Annotated in this window: 6 protein-coding genes; 3 read left to right on the forward strand and 3 right to left on the reverse strand. The window is 73.6% G+C overall.

Annotated features, from left to right (window positions below):
• Positions 1-505, forward strand: a 505-nt coding sequence (locus HGA02_RS09915; RefSeq protein WP_168678864.1) for an ATP-binding domain-containing protein, incomplete at its 5' end; no start/stop codon positions are given.
• Positions 506-521: 16 nt separating this feature from the next.
• On the opposite strand, the gene HGA02_RS09920 is transcribed toward HGA02_RS09915, so the two are convergent.
• The 3 genes from HGA02_RS09920 to HGA02_RS21810 form a co-directional block, all read right to left on the reverse strand.
• Complete coding sequence (locus tag HGA02_RS09920) at positions 522-1,010, reverse strand: GNAT family N-acetyltransferase (RefSeq protein WP_343035421.1); 489 nt, start codon at positions 1,008-1,010, stop codon at positions 522-524.
• Positions 1,011-1,371: 361 nt separating this feature from the next.
• Complete coding sequence (locus HGA02_RS09925) at positions 1,372-2,808, reverse strand: cation:dicarboxylate symporter family transporter (RefSeq protein ID WP_168678865.1); 1,437 nt, start codon at positions 2,806-2,808, stop codon at positions 1,372-1,374.
• Between the two features lie 186 nt (positions 2,809-2,994).
• Positions 2,995-3,087 (reverse strand): putative leader peptide, encoded by a 93-nt coding sequence (locus tag HGA02_RS21810; protein ID WP_425483054.1) that lies wholly within the window; start codon positions 3,085-3,087, stop codon positions 2,995-2,997.
• A 223-nt stretch (positions 3,088-3,310) separates the two neighbouring features.
• Here HGA02_RS21810 and HGA02_RS09930 point away from each other — a divergent pair, with 223 nt between their 5' ends.
• Together HGA02_RS09930 and HGA02_RS09935 are read left to right on the forward strand one after the other, a co-directional pair.
• Positions 3,311-4,063 carry a DUF6345 domain-containing protein gene (locus tag HGA02_RS09930; protein WP_168678866.1) on the forward strand — a complete coding sequence of 251 codons (753 nt, stop codon included), beginning with the start codon at positions 3,311-3,313 and terminating at the stop codon, positions 4,061-4,063.
• A 13-nt stretch (positions 4,064-4,076) separates the two neighbouring features.
• Positions 4,077-5,000, forward strand: coding sequence for a hypothetical protein (locus tag HGA02_RS09935; protein ID WP_168678867.1), 924 nt, complete (start codon positions 4,077-4,079; stop codon positions 4,998-5,000).
• Positions 5,001-5,050 lie beyond the last annotated feature (50 nt).

The raw sequence follows: 5,050 nt of genomic DNA on the forward strand, positions 1-5,050 counted from the left end.
GCTCGCGCACCGCGAAGGGCCCGCGGGTGTCGCGCACTGGGCGGCCCAGGCGGAGGCCTGGGTCGAGGGCGTGACCGGCGGACGACCCGACGACGGCCCGTGGCCGCCGGGGCGGCCGTTGCTCGTGACGGAGAACGACGCGACGAGCGGCCTGTCGAACGGCGACACCGGCGTGGTCGTCCGCGACCTCGGCGGTGACGGAGCCGAGGAGGCGGTCGTGGTCGCGTTCGGCGACGCCGAGCGGCCGCACCTGGTGCGACCGCACCGGCTGCCCGCCGTGCAGACGGTCCACGCGATGACCGTGCACCGCGGGCAGGGCAGCCAGTTCACGCGCGTCACGGTGCTCCTGCCGCCCGCGACGTCACCGCTGCTGACGCGCGAGCTGCTGTACACGGCGGTGACGCGCGCCCGGGACTCGGTGCACGTCATCGGGTCGGAGGCCGCGGTCCGTGCCGCGGTCGAGCGCCCGGTCCGGCGCGCGAGCGGCCTGCGGCACGCGCTCTAGCCGGTCCCCGGCGCCCCTACGCGAGGCCGAGGTCCCGGCGCAGGAAGACGCTGTGCGGGTCGAGCACGTAGTCGGCGAACGGCGGGCACTCGACGAAGTCCGCGCGGGCGTAGAGGCGACGGGCCGCCGCGAAGTAGTCCTGGGTGCCCGTCTCGAGCAGGACGCTGCGGTAGCCACGGAGGGTCGCCTGCGCGAGCGCGTGGTCCAGCAGCGCAGCGCCGACGCCCTGCCCGCGGGCCGCAGGCGCGGTCCGCATCGACTTGAGCTCCGCCGATCCGCCACCCAGGACCTTGAGCGCGACGGTGCCGAGCAGAGCCCCGCCTCCGTCGCGCGCCGTCCAGAACGTGACCGCCGGGTCGGTCAGGGCTGCGGGGTCGAGCGCGTGGACGGACTCGGCGGGCGACGTCGCGTACATGTCCGCGAGGTGCTCCTCGAGCAGCGCGAGCACGTCGGGCCGCAGCGGGTCGTCGGCGTCGATCGTCAGGACGGTGGTGGGCACAGGCACGCTCCTCGCGACGGGTCACCGACAGGCGGGTCGCTCCGCGGTGGCGCGGGTCGTCGGTGCGGCCACATCGTCGCGCGGCCGTGTGTCGAGCGTGTTGCACGCGCCGCGCCGGTGCCCGACCGCCCCGTGACCAGGCGCACACGACGCGCCGACGCAGGAACGAGCCGCGGACCGCCGCGCAGGGCCCCGGGCATCACGGTCGCCGCACACGGTGCGCCATGCACCTCGGTCGCCGCACACGGGGCACCCTGCATCACCGTCACCGCGCACCGGGCGCCCTGCCTCACGGTCACCGCACACGACGACGCCCGGTCGCCCCTCGCTGACGCAAGGGCGACCGGGCGCGTCGTTCGAACCGACGTCAGGACGCCGTGACGGGCTCCCGCGGGGCCGGGACGACGGTCGCGTCGCGGACCTCGTCGTCGGCCTCGGTGGCCTCGTCGACGTCGTCGGCGAGCAGGTTCGCCGTCGACGCGGACGTGTAGCGCTCGACGTCGAGGATGCCTTCGCGCTTGGCGACGATCGTGGGCACGAGCGCCTGACCCGCGACGTTGACCGCGGTGCGGCCCATGTCGAGGATCGGGTCGATCGCGAGCAGCAGGCCGACGCCGGCGAGCGGCAGGCCGAGCGTCGACAGCGTGAGGGTCAGCATGACGACGGCACCGGTGAGGCCCGCGGTCGCGGCGGACCCGACGACGGACACGAACGCGATGAGGATGTAGTCGGTGACCGACAGGTCCACGCCGAAGATCTGCGCGACGAAGATCGCGGAGATCGCGGGGTAGATCGAGGCGCAGCCGTCCATCTTGGTCGTGGCGGCGAGCGGCACCGCGAACGACGCGTAGGAGCGCGGGACCCCGAGGTTCCGCTCGACGACCCGCTGCGTGACGGGCAGCGTCCCGACGGACGAGCGCGACACGAACGCGAGCTGGATCGCCGGCCACGCACCGCGGAAGAACGCGCCGATGCCCAGGCCGTTGGTCCGCAGGATCACCGGGTAGACGACCAGCAGGACGACGGCGAGGCCGAGGTAGATCGCGGCGGCGTAGGTGCCGAGCGGTGCGAGCAGGTCCCACCCGTAGGTCGCGACGGCCTTGCCGATGAGGCCGAGCGTGCCGAGCGGCGCGAGGCGGATGACCCACCACAGCACCTTCTGCACGACGGCGAGCGCGGACCGGTTGAACGCGAGGAACGGCTGCGCGGCCTTGCCGGTGCGCAGCGCGGCGATGCCGACGACGAGCGCGACGACGACGATCTGCAGCACGTTGAACGACACCGAGGTGCTGGCCTCGACGGCGCCGTCGGCACCGGTGGTGACCTGCGTGCCGGCGCCGATCCCGAGCCAGTTGCCGGGGATGAGGCCCTTGAGGAAGTCGAGCCAGGAGCCGCTCGCGCCGGCCTCGAACCCGTCCTCGGGGCTGAGGGTCGAGCGCGCGCCGGGCTGGAGCAGCAGGCCGAGGCCGATGCCGACGCCCACGGAGATCGCGGCGGTGATGGCGAACCACAGCAGGGTCTGCCAGGCGAGGCGTGCGGCGTTGGTGACGCGCTCGAGGTTCGCGATCGACGTGACGATCGCGAGGAACACGAGCGGCGGGACGATCGCCTTGAGCAGCGTGACGAACGAGGACCCGATCGTGTCGAGCGTGGTCGTCAGCCAGTTGGGCTCGCCGGAGGGCGTCTCGCCCATCTGCAGCGCGATCCAGCCGAGGAGCACGCCGAGGCCGAGGCCGAGCAGGACCTGGACGGTGAAGGAGGGGAACCGCAGCCGGCGCTGGGGCTGCGTGGTGGTGTCAGACACGGGGTGAGGCCTTTCCGGGGCGCGGTCGCGCCGCGAGGGAGGTCCGTGAGGGACGCGTCGGGGGGACGGAGCCAGGTCGACGAGCGACGTGGCGGGAACCGGCGGAGGACTGCCGGCCGGTCGCGGTCGGAGGGCGCACGGCGGCGCCGGACCGTCAGGGACCCGTGCGGGGTCCCGCGTGCCGGGTCAGCGACCCGGGAAGCGGTGCGTGTGCCGACAGAGCGCGCTGGCGACCCGACGCAGGTCGACGGCACGGCGCTCGGTCAGGTGCAGGCTCACGCGCGGCAGCTCCAGGTTCGCAGGAAGGCGGCCGCTCGACGGCGACCACAGTGCGCAACCGACCGTCGCCCCCGACTGTTCCCTGTACCCACCACGGACCTGTCGGTGAGGCGGACGTCACAGGCAAGCGCCTACCGGCCGGATCACCCTGCCGTCCCCGTATCGCCTCGCGACAGGACCGCTCCTGCCTCCCGAACGCACGCTCGACGACAGGGGGCATCTCATGGCAGCGACGTTCGGGGTGGAGGCCATCCGGCACTTCGGCAACGCACGGGCGAACGGCGTCTCCACCGCCGCGGACCTCACCTACACGTTCAACCGCAGCAACGGGTTCGACGACGAGCTCCGCAGCTCCGGGCACACCCGGGCCTGGTACTGGTCCGAGCAGGACGTGTGGGAGAACGACATCCAGGACACGAGCGGCGGCGGTGACGACCGCACGTGGGTCGACGACGTCGACCTGTTCTGGATCGAGACGCACGGCAACCACACGGCGGACGGCCAGGCCCGGCTGCTGTACGACGTCCCGCGCGACCAGTGGCGCACGTTCTCGGGCACGTGGGAGCTCGGCGAGGACTGGAACGCGGAGTGGGTCATGGCCTACTCGTGCGACACCGCGCCGCTCGGCACCCTCACGGGGCTGTGGAACATCTTCAACCGCCTGCACCTGTACTGCGGGGCGTGGGAGGAGATGTGGGACGGCATCACCACCGACGAGTGCGGCGAGGACGTCGCGAGCAACCTCACCGACGGCGACACGGTGTCGTCGGCGTGGATCGACGGCGTCTCCGACTGGTGGGTCGACAACCACCCGGTCGTCGTCGGGCCGGCGACGTCGCAGACGTGGAACGGCGGCAACGTCATCTGGTCGCTGAGCCCGCACAACCGCGACCACCTGTGGGGCCACGGCTCGGTGTCCCCCGACCTGTCCCCGTCCCAGCAGGGCTGCCTGCTGTGGCGCTGGGCCGAGGGCTGAGAGGGAGAAGGACATGACCACGACGAAGGACCTGACCGAGCGCCTGACGGGCCTGGTCGGCGACGTGCCCGACGTGACCGAGGTCGTCGAGCTGGCGACGCCCGGCCCGGAGACGTTCGTGCGCCGCAACGAGCAGCTGTTCGCCGGCCTGGCCGAGGCGGCGGGCATCCCGCTCGACGCGTCGCAGGGCGGTCTCCGCCTGGCCGACCGCTCGGTGTACCGGGGTGAGGACGGCGGGCGTGCCGTGACGTTCCACGCGTCGGGCGCGCTGACGCTGCACGCGGGCGTCGACCCGCTCGACGACCTGTTCGACGAGGTGCTCCCGGACGAGAAGCTCCGCGGCTACGTGGACGACCAGGTCGCGCGGCTCGGGCTGGCGTCGCTCGTCGACCGCGAGGACACGCTCACGTTCGAGCGCCTCTGGAAGCTCAAGGCGGCGGGCGCCGACCGCGAGGGCAAGGTCAGCGAGCCCGTGCTCACGCGAGCCGTCGGCGCGTACCGGCACGCGGTCCGCGACCTGCCCGTGCTCGGGCGGGCGTCGGGGAGCGTCGAGGTGACCGGCTCCGGCCGCCTGTCGTCGCTCACGCTCACGCTGCGCCGGTTCGCGGGCGACGGGAGCGGCGCGACGCTCGACAAGGCGGTGTCGCGCCGCCCCGAGGACGCCGCGTCCGAGGTCGCGGCCCGCCTGTCACGCCTGCTCGAGGGCCGCGAGGAGGACGTCCGGATCGAGCCGCAGCTGTTCGCGTTCGGCTACCTGAGCCTCGGGCGGCGGCGTGCGCAGAGCGTGCTGGCGCCGATGTACGTGGCCGCAGTGACGGTGGACGGCGGCGAGGAGGCCGAGCGCTCGGCCCATGTCGTGGCCGTGACCGGCAGCGAGAAGCAGTACCTGCGACTTCCCGTGGGGGTGCGCACCGCGGCGGAGCGTCGCTCCGCCTGACGCACACGGCGAGCGCCGCGGGCTCCCGGGGGAAGGGCCTGCGGCGCTCG

Origin of the sequence: Cellulomonas septica, from assembly GCF_012396155.1 — a bacterium.
In the GTDB taxonomy this organism is placed as follows: domain Bacteria; phylum Actinomycetota; class Actinomycetes; order Actinomycetales; family Cellulomonadaceae; genus Cellulomonas; species Cellulomonas septica.